Origin of the sequence: Cupriavidus sp. KB_39, assembly GCF_052114485.1 — a bacterium.
In the GTDB taxonomy this organism is placed as follows: domain Bacteria; phylum Pseudomonadota; class Gammaproteobacteria; order Burkholderiales; family Burkholderiaceae; genus Cupriavidus.
In genome coordinates this window covers 1-13,738 of the sequence record NZ_JBFREV010000007.1, presented here as the reverse complement: position 1 = coordinate 13,738, position 13,738 = coordinate 1, and the positions used below count along the sequence as shown (strand labels likewise).

Here is a 13,738-nt window from a genome sequence, read left to right as displayed (position 1 = left end):
GCATGGACTTCCAATACAGCGAAGAACAGCAGATGCTGGCGGACAGCCTGCGGCGTTTCGTCGAGACCGAGTATCCGTTTGCGCGGCGCCGGGAGATTGCTCGCCAGGGTGGCGCGTTCGATCGCGGCATCTGGGCCGCACTGGCGGAGATAGGTGTGCTGGGCCTCACCGTGTCGACCGACTTCGGCGGCTTTGGCGAAGGCCCGGCCAGCCAGCTGGTGGTGCACCGGGAACTGGGGCGCGGGCTGGTGCTGGAACCTGTGATCCCGAGCGCGGTGGTCGGCACGGCCGTGCTCGGCAACTATGGCAGCGCGGCGCAACAGGCGGCATGGCTGCCGGCGCTTGCCAGCGGCGAGCGCGTGCTCGCCCTCGCCTATCTCGAACCGGGCAMGCGCTATCGGCCGGAAGCCGCGCAGGCGACGGCCGTGCGTGACGGTGATAGCTATCGGCTCGATGGCATCAAATCGCTGGTCTGGCATGGCGATGCGGCGGACACCTATCTGGTCAGCGCGCGGGTCCCGGCGCCTGAGGGCGATCTCGCGCTGTTCCTCGTGCCGCGCGACACAGAAGGGCTGCACGTCACCAGCTATCCGACCATGGATGGCCTGCGCGGCGCCGACCTGCGGCTGCAAGGCGTGACAGTGCCAGCCGCCGCGCGGATCGGACAGGCGGAAATCGGCTTGGCTGCGCTCGAACATGGGCTCGACCACGGTATCGCCGCACAGTGCGCCGCTGCAGTAGGTGCGATGGAGCGCCTGATCGAACTGACGGGCGAATACCTTCGCACGCGCCGGCAGTTCGGCACGCCGCTCGCCACGTTCCAGGCCCTGCAGCACCGCATGGCCGAGATGCTGGTGCACAAGGAACTCGCGCTGTCGATGGCCTACGTTGCGGTACAGGCGCTCGACGAGACCGACGCTGCCGCGCGCAGGCGCATGCTTGCCGGTGCCAAGGTGGTGGTGGCCCGGGCGGCGCGCTTCATCGGCCAGCAAGCCGTTCAACTCCACGGCGGCATGGGCATGACCGACGAACTGGAGGTCGGCGACTACTTCAAGCAGCTCRCSATGGTGGACGTGTTGTTCGGCGATACGGACTTCCACATGGAACGCTACGGCGAGGCCATGGCAGGCACGCGCGGCTGAWCGCCACGAAACGTGGCGTAACGCACTTGCATATCGATAGTGGTGTACTACGCTAGACACTTCCCCATCAAAAGTGTCTAGCGCGTCATGACTGACACCGACTCGTCTTAGCGCTCCACCCTCCCGAATCCGGCTCCAGATACCGCATCCCTCGACAGGTTCCCCCGTCGGGGGACGGGGTCGCTTATCGCGTTTTTTCACACCGCAGCCCAACACGCGCCAGCGGGGCGAGGGCACGCCCGTGCGCGACGACATGCCAACGCCCAAACAGCTTGCAGCACTGCAGTCCGAGCCCTCGGGCTCGTTCTTTCACGTCGTAGTTCCGGAGGAAAGATCGTGTTGCGCATCCAGAAAACCCCGCTGGCGCTGGCCACCGCCGTTGCCAGTACCCTGCTGATCGCTTCATGCGGCGGCAGCGACGACAAGCCCGCCACACCCCCCACCACCCCAACCACCCCACAGGCCGATACCAGTTGCCAGGTACTGGCCAGCGACGGCAGCACGGTCGTGGTGGGATCGAACCAGCCCGGCGACCCTTCCCTGCCCGAGCCGGCGTCCGGCTACCGCAAGGGGCTCAAGCCCGTCTACGCGAAGACCTATATGGTGTCGTCGTCGAACGCCTATGCCAGCGCGGCCGGCTGCGCGGTGCTCAAGAAAGGCGGCAGCGCAGCAGACGCCGCAGTGGCCGTCCAGTCCGTGCTCGGGCTGACCGTGCCGGAAGCCACCGGCATGGGCTCGGGCGGCTTCATGCTCTACTACGACGCCCGCACGCGCGCCGTGCAGGCCTACGATGGCCGGGAATCGGCGCCGGCCGCCGCCACCGAGAACTATCTGCGCTATATCGACGACGCCACCAACACGAACCCGCCCGTGCCGAGCGCCCGCGCCAGCGGCCGTTCGATCGGCACCGTCGGCATCCCGCGCCTGATCGAACGCGTGCAGAAGGAGCATGGCAAGCTCGCGTGGAAGGACCTGTTCGGGGATGCCATCACGCTGGCCACCAACGGGTTTCCGATCGGCGGACGGCTGGCCGCCGCCATCCAGAGCAACGCCACGTCGCTCAAGCGTGACCCCGAAGCCTTGGCCTACTTCTTCAACGCCGACAGCACGCCCAAGGCGCTCGGCACGGTGCTGAAGAATCCGGCCTACGCCAACACCCTGACGCAGATGGCTGCCAACGGGGCCAATGCGATCTACACGGGCCAGATCGCCAGCGACATCATCGCCAAGATCGGCACGACGGCCGCCACGGACGGCTCGGCGATCACGCCGGGCAAGACCACGCTGGCCGATCTGGCCAACTATCAGGCCAAGCAGCGCGACCCGGTCTGCATCACGTATCGCGCGTACTGGATCTGCGGGGCGCCGCCGCCGACGTCGGGCGGGATCACGGTGCTGTCGGCGATGGGGATTCTCGAGAACTTCGACCTCGCCGCGCTGAAGCCGACCGCCATCGACGGCGAAGGCGGCAAGCCCACCGTGCTCGGCGTGCACTTCGTCAGCGAAGCCGAACGGCTGGCCTACGCCGACCGYGACAAGTACGTGGCCGATACCGACTTCGTCCCCCTGCCCGGCGGCTCCGCCAACACCATGCTGAACAAGCCGTACCTGGCCTCCCGCGCGGCRCTGATCTCGCCGACGGTCAGCATGGGCACGGCCACGGCTGGGAACCTCGGTTCGGTGCCCCTCGGCGTGGCGTCGCTGATCGAGCACGGCACGAACCAGTTCACGATCGTCGATGCGGACGGCAGCGTGGTCAGCGCGACCACGTCGGTTGAATCGAGCATGGGGTCGTTCCACATGACCAACGGCTTCCTGCTCAACAACCAGCTGACCGACTTTTCGGCCCAGCCGACCGACAGCGGCGGCATACCGGTGGCCAACCGGGTGCAGCCCGGCAAGCGGCCGCGCAGCTCGATGGCGCCKACGATGGTGTTCCGTCAGGCCGCAGATGGGTCGATTGGCGACTTCCTGATGGCCACCGGCTCGCCGGGCGGCGGCACGATCCCGCAATACGTCGTGAAGACGCTCGTGGGTGTGCTCGACTGGGGGCTCGACGCCCAGCAGTCCTCGGGCCTCGTCGACTTCGGTGCCAGCAACAACCCAAGCACCACGGTCGGGGGCGAGCATCCGAACATCGACGCCACAAGCAACGGCGGCAACGATCCGCTGGTCACGGGCCTGCGTGCCTTGGGCCATACGGTATCGATCGGCGCGCAGGCGAGCGGGGTCAACACGGTCCTGCGCAGCCAGTCAGGCGGCGCGGCGGTGTGGATGGGCGGCACGGATCCGCGCCGTGAAGGGGTGGTCCTCGGGGATACGTTCAATCCTTGAGCGGGATGGCAAAAGGGGGAGCGGGCTCGCGCCCCTCCCCCTCCATGGATTCATCCGGTCCGGCCTGGGACTTGTGGTCCCGGGCCGGGCGATGCTGTTAGCGCCGCACCTTGTCCGGCGCCGGCAGCTTCTGGCCAGAGTCCGCCAGAGACGCCTCCAGGCGGCGAATTTCCTGCCGCAGCTTCGCCAACTGGCTGCGCGCGCTGCGGTTGTCGGCCTCTCGGGCGTCGTTGTCGGCGCGGAACGTCTTCTGGTCCTCGGCGAACTGCTCACGCTGCGCCTGCTCGGCGCGCAGTTCAGTGGCCAGCGCGTCCGCCTGGGCTTCCGCACTYTGGATCGCCCGCTCGTACTGGCGCTGCTCCGTCGCCAGCACTTGCCGGCGGATCGCCTGATCGGCCAGCGCCGCGCTCTGCGCGGTGGCCTTGCGGTATGCCGATTCGGCGCTCGCCAGCGAGCTGAAACGCGACACGCGCCACAGCTTGTTCTGGTAGAGCAGCCCGACGTAGCAGACCACTTCATCTTCCGCCAGCATCAGGGTCGTGGCGTACTCGCCATTGGCGCTCGCGCGCAGTTCGCGAACTGATTTGTCCTTGATCCGCTGCTGAAGCTCCGCCACAAGGCGCGTCCGCGACGCATCGGACGGCCGGTCCGCCTCCACAGCCGGCCCTTCGGCTGCCATCGGATCGGTACTGGCCCATGCACCGGCGCCACACAATGCCAGGCTTGCCGCGAGGAGGCCGGCGAGCAGTCGGGGGAAATAGGTTTTTTCGAGCATATTATTGGTGTTAGGCCTCGGGTGATCCACGGCTAACGGCAGGTTCGGAGAATACTTGAGACTTACCCGTCACGCAGAATCGGCTAGGGAAAACACTGAGTTTGCATACGAATGCAAGAAAGTTACTGTGCATACGTATGCACAACCAACCTCGGAACTCCCCATGATTCGCTACCTCAAGCGTGGACGTGACGTCCAGGCGCGTGCCAATGACGACAGCGCTGTTCGCAATACCGTCGAAGGCATCATCCGCGACATCGAAGCGCGCGGCGATGCGGCCGTGCGCGAATACAGCAAGAAGTTCGATAACTGGGACCCCCAGGATTTCCGTCTGCCGCAGGCCGCCATTGAGAAGGCGATGAACAGCCTCTCGGCGCGCGAACTGGAGGACATCCGCTTCGCGCAGGCACAGGTTCGCAACTTCGCACAGATCCAGCGTGACTCCATGCTCGACGTCGAGGTCGAAACCCGCCCCGGCGTGTTCCTGGGCCACCGCCATATTCCGGTCAATGCGGTCGGCTGCTACATCCCGGGTGGCAAGTATCCGCTGCTGGCCTCGGCCCACATGAGCGTCCTGACCGCCAAGGTCGCCGGCGTCAAGCGCGTGGTGGCGACGGCGCCCCCCTTCCACGGCGAGCCGCACCCGGCGATCGTCGCCGCCATGCACATGGCGGGCGCGGACGAGATCCTGGTGCTGGGCGGCGTGCAGGCGGTGGTGGCGATGGCCGTCGGCACCTCCAGCATCGCACCCGTGGACATGCTGGTCGGTCCGGGCAATATGTTCGTGGCGGAAGCCAAGCGCCAGCTGTTCGGCCGTGTCGGCATCGACCTGTTCGCCGGTCCCACTGAAACGCTGGTCATTGCCGACGACTCGGTAGACGGCGAAATCTGTGCGGTCGACTTGCTGGGCCAGGCCGAGCACGGTCTGACCTCGCCGGCGGTTCTGCTGACAGATAGCGAAGCGCTGGCGCACGCCACCATGGCCGAAATCGAGCGGCAGCTCAAGATCCTGCCGACGGCGGAGATCGCCGGCAAGGCCTGGGCGGACTTTGGCGAGGTGATCGTCTGCGATACGCGTGAAGAGATGCTACAGAAGGCGGATGAGATCGCCTCGGAGCACGTGCAGGTGATGACCCGCGATCCCGACTGGTTCCTGAACCAGATGACCAACTACGGCGCGCTGTTCCTGGGACCGCGCACCAATGTCGCCTTTGGCGACAAGGTCATCGGTACCAATCACACGCTGCCCACCAACAAGGCGGCGCGTTATACCGGCGGCCTGTGGGTCGGCAAATTCCTGAAGACCTGCACGTTCCAGCGCGTGACGACGGATGCCGCCAGCGCCGAGATCGGCGAATACTGCTCGCGCCTGTGCCATATGGAGAACTTCGCGGGCCATGGCGAGCAGGCCAATATCCGCGTGCGCCGCTACGGCGAACGTCCCGAAGTGCCGTGGTACGCGCCGGTGCCGGCGTTGCAGGGGTGACAGCCGTGACGCCATTGCCGGCATTCGGCGGCTTTCGTCTCGATGGCAAGCGCGCCCTCGTCACCGGCGGAGGCCGCGGCCTGGGGTTGGCGGCGGCCGTGGCACTGGCACAGGCTGGTGCCGAGGTCACCCTGGCCGCCCGGTCCGGKGCCGAGCTGGAGGCCGCTTGCGCCGCCATTCGTGCGCAAGGCGGCAGCGCCGACTTCATGGTGCTGGACGTCACGGACCCCTCGGCTGTCGAGCGCGCGATCAGCAGCCGCCCSCCGTTCCAGATYCTCGTCAACAACGCGGGCATGAATCGGCCCAAACTGCTGACCGAAACGTCCGACGAAGACATCGACGCGGTCTTTGCGCTGAACGTAAAGGCGACCTTCTATGTCTCCCGCGAAGTGGCGCGCAGCCTGCAGGCGGCGGGCCTGCCCGGTTCTTTCATCAACGTCTCCTCGCAGATGGGGCACGTGGGCAGCCCGCGCCGTGCGCTCTACTGCGCCAGCAAGCATGCGATCGAGGGCATGAGCAAGGCCCTGGCCTGGGAGCTGGGACCGGCGGGCATCCGCGTCAATACGCTCTGCCCTACCTTTATCGAGACGACGCTCACCGCGCCGATGTTCGAGGACCCGTCGTTTCGCCGCTTTGTGCTCGACAAGATCGCGCTGGGCCGGCTGGGTCGGATCGACGAGGTGATGGGTCCGGTGGTGTTCCTCGCCAGCGACGCTTCCAGCCTGATGACGGGCAGCGCGCTGATGCTTGACGGGGGATGGACAGCGGCATGAAAAAAGTCACCGCCCACGACGTGGCCCGCCTGGCGGAAGTCTCGCAGTCCGCCGTCAGCCGCACCTTCACGCCCGGCGCCAGCGTGGCGCCCGAAACGCGTGAGCGTATCGAGACCGCCGCCCGCAAGCTCGGCTACCGGCCCAATGCCATCGCCCGCAGCCTGATCACCCGCCGCAGCCGGATCATCGGCCTGGTCATGAGCTATCTGGAGAACCAGTTCTACCCCGTGGTCATCGAACGCCTGTGCCAGGCGCTGCAGCAGGATGGCTATCACGTGCTGCTGTTTATCAGCGAGACGGAAGAGGCCGACAACGTCCTGGCGGACATCCTCCAGTATCAGGTCGATGGCATCGTGATGGCCTCCACGACGCTGTCGTCGGCACTTGCCAACGACTGCATCAACGCCGGCATTCCCGTAGTGCTGTTCAACCGGGTGGCACAGGTTGGCCCCATGGGCGGCTACTCGACCAGTTCGGTCACCTCGCAGAACCGCGCGGGCGGCCGGCAAGTCGGGGAACTGCTGGTGCGCACCGGCCACCGCCGCATTGCCTGGCTGGCCGGATCGGAGAACGCATCGACCAGCCGCGACCGCGAGGCCGGGCTATGCGATGCCCTCGCTGCAGCCGGCCTGCCGCTGCATGCCCGGGGCGTCGGCGACTACGACTTCGCCGAAGCGCGGCGCGCGGTGCTCGCGCTGTTCCGTGACCCCGACAACCGCCCGGACGCGCTGTTCGCCGCCAATGACCACATGGCCATCGCGGCGCTGGAGACCCTGCGTGCCGAACTGGGCATGCAAGTGCCGCGCGATGTTTCCGTGGTGGGCTTCGACAACGTGCCGCAAGCCGCGTGGCCGTCCTTCGACCTGACGACCGTGCAGCAGAACGTGGAGCAGATGGTGCACGCCACGCGGACCCTGCTGTTCGAGCAGATCGGCGGACAGGTCATGGCGAGCAGCGTGGATGTGCCCTGCGTGCTGGTCGAGCGCGGCACCGTACGCAAGCGCGACGCCACATAGCAGGAGACCCAAGACAACATGACCGACAACCATAAGATTCAGGCGCTCTGCGCCGGCCGCCCGGTAGCCATCGTCGGCGCCGGGCTGGTAGGCGCCGGCTGGGCCATCGTCTTTGCCCGGGCTGGCCTGAACGTGACGATGTTCGACGCCAACCCGGAGATCACGCGCCAGGCGGTGCCGCTCATCGAAGGGCAACTGGCCGGCTTGCAGCGGCACGGGTTGATCGATGAGGACCCCGCCACCGTGCTGGCCCGCATCACGCCGGTTGCCACGCTGGCCGAGGCGGTGGAAGGCGTTGCCTATGTGCAGGAGTCGGTGCTCGAACGCGTGGAGGTGAAACGCCAGCTGATGGTGGATCTCGACGCGCTGGCCTCCCCCGATATGGTCGTCGGAAGCTCTACGTCCGGCATCCCCGGATCGGCGTTTGCCCTGGGCCTGTCCATCTCGCCGCGCGTGCTGATCGCCCATCCGGTCAATCCGCCTTATCTGGTCCCGGTCGTTGAGCTGGTGCCGTCGCCGGAGACGGCGTCGAGCACAGTCGACTTTGCCGACGCCCTGATGCGCGCCGTGGGCCAGACCGTGGTCCACGTGCGCAAGGAAGTGGAAGGCTTCGTCYTGAACCGGCTGCAGGCTGTGCTGCTGCGCGAAGCGTGGGCGCTGGCGCAGGAAGGCGTGGCCAGTTGCGAGGACATCGACAAGACCATACGCGACGGCCTGGGCTGGCGCTGGTCGTTCATGGGGCCATTCGAAACCATCGACCTGAACGCGCCGGGCGGCGTGGCCGACTATGCGGTGCGGCTGGGTCCGCTGTACCAGCGCATCGCGAATTCACGCGGCCACGAGACACCTTGGGACCCGGCGCTGATCCGGGAAGTGGAGGCGCAACGCCGCGAGCACCTGCCGCAGTCAGACCTGGAATCCCGACGGGCCTGGCGCGATGAAAACCTGATGGCGATAGCCGCCAACCGTCGCGCCCGCGACCCACGAGCCTGAGCCACACCGACTTCGAAGTTCCGCTGCAATCGTCATAGAAAAGGCACGTCGATGCCTTCCCCACTACAAAGACCGGAGACAACCATCGTGAAACAGCCTCTCAGCCTGTCCGCCCAAGCCCGCCGCCGCCTGCTCGGCGCCACCCTGGCATTGACCGCTTGCGGCATATCCGCCGCGCATGCGCAAGCCGACTATCCCAACAAGCCAATCCGCCTGATCGTGCCCTTCGCCAATGCCGGCGTGACCGACACCAGCGCCCGCATCGTGGCAGAGAAGCTCGGCCAGCAGCTTGGCCAGCAGATCATCGTCGATAACAAGCCCGGCGCTGGCGGCAATATCGGCACGCAGATGGCGGCGAAGGCGGATCCCGATGGCTACACGCTGCTGCTCGGCTATGACGGCACGCTGGTGATCAATCCCAATGTCTATGCCAAGGTGCCCTTCGACACGGTCAAGGACTTCACGCCCATCGGCAAGATCGGTGACGCCGTGCTGATGATCGCCGCCAATCCGAAGCTGGGCATCAAGACCGTGGCGGACTTGCAGCACTACGCCARGACGGTGGCTGGGGGCATGTCCTACGGKAGCGCGGGCAATGGCAGCACCACCCATCTGGCCGGCGAGATGTTCCATCAGCGCACCGGCATCCCGATGACCCACGTGCCATACAAGGGTGGCGGCCAGGCCTTGCTCGATGTGGTCGGCGGCAACCTGCCCGTGACCTTCGCGGCGGTGACGGGCGCCATGCCCTTCGTCAAGAGCGGCCAGGTCGATGCGGTGGCCGTGACGTCGCGCGAGCGCGCCCCCTCGCTGCCGAACGTGCCGACGCTGATCGAAGCCGGCATGAAGGACTTCGAGATCAGCTCGTGGGTGGGTCTGATGGCCCCCGCCCGCACGCCYAAGCCTGTGATCGACAAGCTCAGCGCCGCGCTACAGAAAGTGTTGAACGACCCCGCGATGCGTGAGCGCCTGGCGTCGCTCGGCATCGTCGCCACGCCGGGCACGCCTGATGCCTATGGCCGCGAGATCGTGCGTGACCTCGACAAGAACAAGGCGATCGTCAAGGCTGCCCACATCAAGCTCGATTGACTTTGGACGGTGGCACCACCGACCCATGCTGAGTGAACCCACACCATGACAACTCTATTCGACAAGATCTGGGCGGCCCACGCGGTGGCCCGTAACGATGCCGGCGAGGACCTGATCTATATCGACCGGCACCTGGTGCAGGAGGTATCGAGTCCGCAAGCCTTCGCCAGCATGGCCGAGGCGGGTCATGCGCTGCGCTCGTCGCCGCGCCACATCGCCGTGCAGGATCACAACGTACCGACCACGGCCGACCGCCTGACCCACATCCCCAACGCGGAAAGCCGCGAGCAGATCGCCACCCTGCGGCGCAATGCGCAGGCCACCGGCATGCGCCTGTTCGACCTGGACCACCCCTTGCAGGGCATCGTCCACGTCATCGCGCCGGAACTGGGCTACGTGCTGCCGGGCAGCACCGTGGTCTGTGGCGACTCGCACAGCGCCACGCTGGGCGCCTTGGGCGCGCTGGCCTGGGGCATCGGCACCTCGGAAGTCGCCCATGTCATGAGCACCCAGAGCCTGTGGATGCGCAAGCCGCGCACGATGGGCATCGCCATCTCGGGCGCGCTGGCCAGGGGCGTCTACGCCAAGGACCTGGCGCTGGCCATCATCCATCACATCGGCACCAGCGGCGGCAATGGCTACGGCGTCGAATACTTCGGCCCGATGGTCGATGCGCTGTCGATGGAGGCGCGGCTCACGCTTTGCAACATGACCATCGAGGCCGGCTCACGCTTCGGCCTGATCGCACCGGATGCGACCACCCTCGCCTACCTGCGCGACCGCGTACAAGGCGCCGCGCGCGACCATTTCGAGCAGGCCGCGCAGGCATGGAGCGCGCTGCGCACCGATGCGACGGGCGACTACGACCGCAGCGTGGCGTTCGATGCCGCCACCGTCTCCCCGCTCGTCACCTGGGGCACCACGCCAGCCGACAGCGCTGCGTTCTCCGGCAACGTCGGCGACGGCGCCATGCTCGGCGAGGAAGCCGAGCGCAACCGTCTGGAAGAAAACCTCGCCTACATGGGTCTCAAGATCGGCCAGGCGCTGTCTTCGGTGCCGATCGACGTGGCCTTTATTGGCTCCTGTACCAATGGTCGACTGGAAGATCTGCGCGCCGCTGCCGATGTGGTGCGCGGTCGCCACGTGGCCAAGGGCGTACGTGCGCTGGTGGTCCCGGGTTCGGGCAGCGTCAAGCGCGCGGCCGAGGCCGAGGGCCTGGCGAAAGTCTTTGTCGACGCGGGTTTCGAGTGGCGTGAATCGGGCTGCTCCATGTGCATCGGCATGAATGGCGACAGCCTCGCGCCGGGCGAGCGCTGCGCTTCCACCTCCAACCGGAACTTCGAGAACCGGCAGGGACAAGGCGGCCGTACCCACCTGATGAGCCCCGCCGCCGTCGCGGCATCCGCCCTGCAAGGACGCTTGACCGACCCCCGGGAGTACCTCGCATGAAAGCCGTTATCGCAGAAGTCCAAGGCCGCGCTGCGGTCATGCAGCGCGACGACATCGACACCGATGCCATCTTCCCGGGACGCTTCCTGCGCCTGGTGCAGCGCACTGGCATGGGAGCGCACCTGTTTGCCGACTGGCTGGCCGAAGGCCGCCCGGAAGTGGCGTTCATGGCCCAACCGTCGCCGCCGCAGGTGCTGGTCGCATTGCAGAACTTTGGTTGCGGCTCATCGCGCGAACATGCCGTCTGGGCCTTGTCGGACTACGGCGTGCAGGCCGTGGTCGCGCTGTCGTTTGGCGACATCTTCCGCAACAACTGCGTGAAGAACGGCGTGGTGGCCGCCACCGTGACGCCAGCGGATCATGCGCGCCTCTTGCAAGCACTCGCCGGTGCAGGAGATGCGCCGCTGCACCTGCTGGTGGCCGAACGCAGCCTGCGGCTTCCCGATGGCAACGTCATTCCCGTCACGCTCGCCGACGGCCATGCGGAGCAACTGCTCTCGGCCGAAGACGAGGTAGACCGCACCCTGCGTCATGACGCGGCGCTGCGCGCCTATGAGGCGCGCGTGCAGCGCGACCAGCCGTGGCTGGCCTCGATGGACTAAGCCGCACTTCCCTTCCCTTTTCTAGCCTACTGGAGCCGCCATGGCCAATCCCATCCTCCGACAAAAACTTGCCGCCGGCGAGTTCATCGTCATCCCCGGCGTGCAGGACATGATCGCCACCGTCATGACCAACAAGGTCGGCTTCGAGATCATCTACGGCTCCGGCTACTGGCTCACCGCCTCCAGCCTGGGGCTGCCCGATGCCGGCATTGCCACCTATACGCAGATGGTGGACCGCATGCGCACCATCACCCGCACCTCAAAGGCGGCGCTGATCGCCGATGCGGATACCGGCTACGGCGGCCTGCTCAACGTGCACCACACCGTGCGCGGCTACGAGGAAGCCGGCGTCACCGCCATCCAGATCGAGGATCAGGAATTTCCCAAGAAGTGCGGCCACACGCCCTATAAGCGCTGCGTGCCGATCGAGGACATGGTCGAAAAGATCAAGGTCGCGTCGGAAGCCCGTCAGGACAAGGAGAATTTCCTCATCATCGCCCGTACCGATGCCCGCGCCAGCCTGGGCGTGGACGATGCCATGCGCCGCATGGAGGCCTATGCGAAGGCCGGCGCCGACATCCTGTTCTTCGAGGCGCCCCAGTCCGAGGAAGAAATGCGCCGCGCCTGCGACGCCTTCGACCTGCCCATGATGGCCAACATGGCTGACGGCGGGAAGACGCCGATCCTGCCAGCCAGCGTGCTCAAGGAGATCGGCTACTCGCTCGCCATCTTCCCCGCCATGACCAGCCTGGTCGCCGCCGCCGCGATGGAGAAGTCCCTGCGCCACCTCAAGGAGGCGGGCACCAGCCTGTCGCCCGAGATTCCCATGGCGGACTTCAACGAGTTCTGCAGGCTGATCGGCTTCGAAGAGGTCTGGGACTTCGAGAAGCGCTGGGCGCGCTGACCCGCCAATCGACACTAGAAAAAATCACAGGAGGAGACCCAACATGCCGATCACCCACACCAACCCCCGCCGCCACGCCTATCAGGGCCCGCTGCTGCGCTGCGCCGTCCTGGCAGCCGCCACCTGGGGCGCTGTCACACCCGCGCTGGCGCAGACGGCGTGGAAGCCCAATCGCCCCGTCACCATCGTCGTGCCCTACGTACCGGGCGGCGGCACCGACGCCTCCGCGCGCGCGACGGCCAAACTGCTGGGCGAGCAATGGGGCCAGCCGGTGCTGGTGGTCAACCTGCCTGGCGCCGACGGCCTGATCGGCACGCGCAAGGTCGCCGAGGCCAAGCCCGACGGCTACACGCTGCTGCTCCAAACGCCGGCCATCGTCCTCACCAAGCACGCGCCCTCGTTCACGGGCACCGATCCGCTGACCAGCCTGGTACCCGTCACCAACATCGCGCAATCGCCGGGCGTAATCGTTGCCAACGGAAAATTCCCCGCAACCTCCCTGCCCGAACTGATCAAGTACTGCAAGACAGCCGCCACGCCCTGCTCCATGGGCACGGGCGAAAACGTCGCCAAGCTCTTCGGCCAGCAATTGAAGGCGGAAGCGCTGCCCAACCTGATCGTGGTCAACTACAAGGGAACCGCRGCCATCATCACCGACATGATCGCCAACAACGTGAACTTCGCCGTGACCGGCGTGGCGTCGGCGCTCCCGCACCAGAAGGCGGGCACGCTGAAGATCGTCGCCAACCAGGGCACCCATCGGTTCAGCGAGGCGCCGGATGTGCGCACCGTGGTGGAGACCGGCATGCCGCAGTACGAGTACACCACCTGGTTCGGCCTGTTCGCACCGAAAGACACGCCGCCAGCCGTCACCCAGAGCATCTACGCCGCCGTGCGCGAAGCCATGGGTCATGCCGAACTGCAAAAAGCGATCACGGCCGTTGGCGCCGAACCGCTGGTCAACACGCCAGAAGAATTCGCCGCACAGGTGCGCAAGGAAGATGCACGGTTCACCGCATTGGCGAAGCGCTTTCCGTTGAATTGAGGGGGGGGACCGGTCTCGTTAGGGGCCGGTTGTGCCGCGACGCAGGGGACGACCCCCGTTGGCTGGGTAGCCCGCGTGAGGCAGGAAATTGTGGCGAATAACCCACAAATGATGATTGGTGCGAGGGAGG

General features: G+C 66.5%; 12 protein-coding genes. 11 read left to right on the top strand and 1 reads right to left on the bottom strand.

Translation table 11 applies throughout. From position 1 onward, the window contains the following. The first annotated feature begins 2 nt into the window (after positions 1-2). Both AB4Z27_RS07465 and AB4Z27_RS07460 read left to right on the top strand, forming a co-directional pair. On the top strand, positions 3-1,142 hold the full coding sequence (locus AB4Z27_RS07465; protein WP_441644164.1) for an acyl-CoA dehydrogenase family protein: 1,140 nt from the start codon (positions 3-5) through the stop codon (positions 1,140-1,142). A 345-nt stretch (positions 1,143-1,487) separates the two neighbouring features. Continuing rightward, entirely contained in the window at positions 1,488-3,476 is a 1,989-nt protein-coding gene (locus AB4Z27_RS07460; RefSeq protein ID WP_441591174.1) for a gamma-glutamyltransferase family protein, read from the top strand. A 97-nt stretch (positions 3,477-3,573) separates the two neighbouring features. Here the strand turns inward: AB4Z27_RS07460 and AB4Z27_RS07455 are convergent, their stop codons facing one another. Continuing rightward, positions 3,574-4,251 (bottom strand): DUF2968 domain-containing protein, encoded by a 678-nt coding sequence (locus AB4Z27_RS07455; RefSeq protein ID WP_092293017.1) that lies wholly within the window; start codon positions 4,249-4,251, stop codon positions 3,574-3,576. A 163-nt stretch (positions 4,252-4,414) separates the two neighbouring features. On the opposite strand from AB4Z27_RS07455, the gene hisD reads away from it, so the two are divergent. The 9 genes from hisD to AB4Z27_RS07410 all read left to right on the top strand — a co-directional run bounded on the left by hisD (position 4,415) and on the right by AB4Z27_RS07410 (position 13,608). Next, entirely contained in the window at positions 4,415-5,737 is a 1,323-nt protein-coding gene (hisD, locus tag AB4Z27_RS07450; RefSeq protein ID WP_441591074.1) for a histidinol dehydrogenase, read from the top strand. A gap of 5 nt (positions 5,738-5,742) precedes the next feature. After that, entirely contained in the window at positions 5,743-6,510 is a 768-nt protein-coding gene (locus AB4Z27_RS07445) for an SDR family NAD(P)-dependent oxidoreductase (protein ID WP_255370750.1), read from the top strand. After that, the gene (locus AB4Z27_RS07440) at positions 6,507-7,526 is read left to right on the top strand and encodes a LacI family DNA-binding transcriptional regulator (RefSeq protein WP_092293329.1); all 1,020 of its coding nucleotides are present in this window, start codon (positions 6,507-6,509) and stop codon (positions 7,524-7,526) included. The genes AB4Z27_RS07445 and AB4Z27_RS07440 overlap by 4 nt, the downstream gene beginning before the upstream one ends. A gap of 18 nt (positions 7,527-7,544) precedes the next feature. Continuing rightward, positions 7,545-8,519, top strand: coding sequence for a 3-hydroxyacyl-CoA dehydrogenase (locus AB4Z27_RS07435; RefSeq protein WP_092293011.1), 975 nt, complete (start codon positions 7,545-7,547; stop codon positions 8,517-8,519). An 87-nt stretch (positions 8,520-8,606) separates the two neighbouring features. Continuing rightward, entirely contained in the window at positions 8,607-9,608 is a 1,002-nt protein-coding gene (locus AB4Z27_RS07430) for a Bug family tripartite tricarboxylate transporter substrate binding protein (protein WP_441644163.1), read from the top strand. A 45-nt stretch (positions 9,609-9,653) separates the two neighbouring features. Beyond that, complete coding sequence (gene leuC / locus AB4Z27_RS07425) at positions 9,654-11,057, top strand: 3-isopropylmalate dehydratase large subunit (protein ID WP_092293008.1); 1,404 nt, start codon at positions 9,654-9,656, stop codon at positions 11,055-11,057. After that, a complete protein-coding gene (gene leuD, locus AB4Z27_RS07420; protein ID WP_441644162.1) occupies positions 11,054-11,659 on the top strand; it encodes a 3-isopropylmalate dehydratase small subunit in 606 nt (201 codons plus the stop codon). The genes leuC and leuD overlap by 4 nt, the downstream gene beginning before the upstream one ends. Before the next feature lie 40 nt (positions 11,660-11,699). Then, positions 11,700-12,563: an isocitrate lyase/PEP mutase family protein gene (locus AB4Z27_RS07415; RefSeq protein ID WP_092293004.1), complete on the top strand. Its 864-nt coding sequence runs from the start codon at positions 11,700-11,702 to the stop codon at positions 12,561-12,563. A gap of 43 nt (positions 12,564-12,606) precedes the next feature. Beyond that, positions 12,607-13,608 (top strand): Bug family tripartite tricarboxylate transporter substrate binding protein, encoded by a 1,002-nt coding sequence (locus tag AB4Z27_RS07410; RefSeq protein WP_092293002.1) that lies wholly within the window; start codon positions 12,607-12,609, stop codon positions 13,606-13,608. Positions 13,609-13,738: the final 130 nt, after the last annotated feature.